Below are 1,486 nucleotides of genomic sequence, written 5' to 3'. Positions count from 1 at the left end.
GAACAACCTTTGTTTGCGTTGCGTGTCTGAAATTCCAATTACACATTTGAATTCATGTTCAGGTTGTTGTCTCTTGGTGGCTTAAACACGGTTTTCGGCAAAGCGAAATGCGGTAGCTTTTTCAAAAGGTGCTGGCGGCAAGCCGCCAAAGACATGGAGCATGGGGCTAACAAATGCAGCCACAGGACAAAAAACCGCTCCGCCATTTTTTGCCTGTGCTGGCAGGCGTTAGCCCCCATCAATTTTAGAGGTTTTAGTCCCAAGGTTTATCTGCCAAATTCCCTTTTTCATAGCCGCAGGTTTGTGTCGAAATTGGTGAACAACCTTTGTTTGCGTTGCGTGTCTGAAATTCCAATTACACATTTGAATTCAAGTTAAGGTTGTTGTTTCTTGGTGGTTTAAACGATGTTTGCGGCGAAGCTAAATGCGGTAGCTTTTTCAAAAGGTGCTGGCTGCAAGCCGCGAAAGACATGGAGCAAGGGCTAACAAATGCGGCCACAGGACAAAAAAGCTCCGCAATTTTTTGCCTGTGCTGGCAGGCGTTATGTTTCATTATGAATAAGCTATTCACATATCTAGACAAATGGAAGGACTCTAAGTCCAAAATATTTGGAACAGAAGGCTATGTCGTTTCTATCACGGAAGAACTTGGTGATTCTGTTAAAGCTCGTTATATCAAAGTAGATGGTAATGGGTTACTTTCCAGAGCAACGTTGTGGGAAAGCGGGAGTTTATCGGTTGAGGCTTTGGATGTCGAAACGGAAACACAAGTAATCCAGAAAATTTTTGAAACCCCTGAGTCATGGCAGCTCGATGACAAATTAAACTGGTGGTTCAGCGAAGTAGCAACTTATGAGCCCTAAAACATAACAAACGCTTTAACCAAAGGACGCAAAACAGCAGGCTTGCGCTCCTTCGTCGCTAATTTTAGCCTGCTATATTGCGCCGGTTAAGCGAGGCGTTATGGGAATCAATATGAAAGCTTTTTTTAAATTTTCTACTATCGTATTTTTGTTGGTCATACTGATTGGACTTGTACTTATCCTCTCCGTTCGTCACAGTATGTTTTCGGGCAAAGGAGCATCTCTAACGTTTGTGAACTCTTCTGGTCAGAATCTTCAGTCAGCTCATATATCAGTTGCGGGGCAGTCTTGCAGTGTTAAGCAGCTTGGGGTTGGTGGTGAAATTAAGTGCCACTTTGAAAACCTTCATGACAGTAGCTACTCAGTAACCGTAACTTTGCAAGGTGGCGTTGCATATACTGAGCCAAGTCTTGGCTATGTCACCGGCGGCATGAACTTTAATGACACCATTACAATAAACCAATCAGGGGCAATTGAACTTGTTTCTGGTCCCATCAAATAACACAGGATTAAGCAGTGATTTAGTAAACGCCAGTTATTGCGACGTTATCCCCCATCAATTTTAGAGTTTTGAGTCTCAAGGTTTAGTCGCCAAATTCCTCTTTTCATCGCCGCAGGTTTGT

2 protein-coding genes are annotated in these 1,486 nt (G+C 43.3%); both read left to right on the top strand.

The genetic code is table 11. From position 1 onward, the window contains the following. Positions 1 to 383 precede the first annotated feature (383 nt). Positions 384 to 863 (top strand): immunity protein TriTu family protein, encoded by a 480-nt coding sequence (locus CS022_RS25665; protein ID WP_201746393.1) that lies wholly within the window; start codon positions 384 to 386, stop codon positions 861 to 863. A 112-nt stretch (positions 864 to 975) separates the two neighbouring features. Continuing rightward, positions 976 to 1,365: a hypothetical protein gene (locus tag CS022_RS24540; RefSeq protein WP_129124476.1), complete on the top strand. Its 390-nt coding sequence runs from the start codon at positions 976 to 978 to the stop codon at positions 1,363 to 1,365. Positions 1,366 to 1,486: the final 121 nt, after the last annotated feature.

This window comes from Veronia nyctiphanis (assembly GCF_004116385.1).
In the GTDB taxonomy this organism is placed as follows: domain Bacteria; phylum Pseudomonadota; class Gammaproteobacteria; order Enterobacterales; family Vibrionaceae; genus Veronia; species Veronia nyctiphanis.
This window is presented reverse-complemented; position numbering and strand designations above follow the sequence as displayed.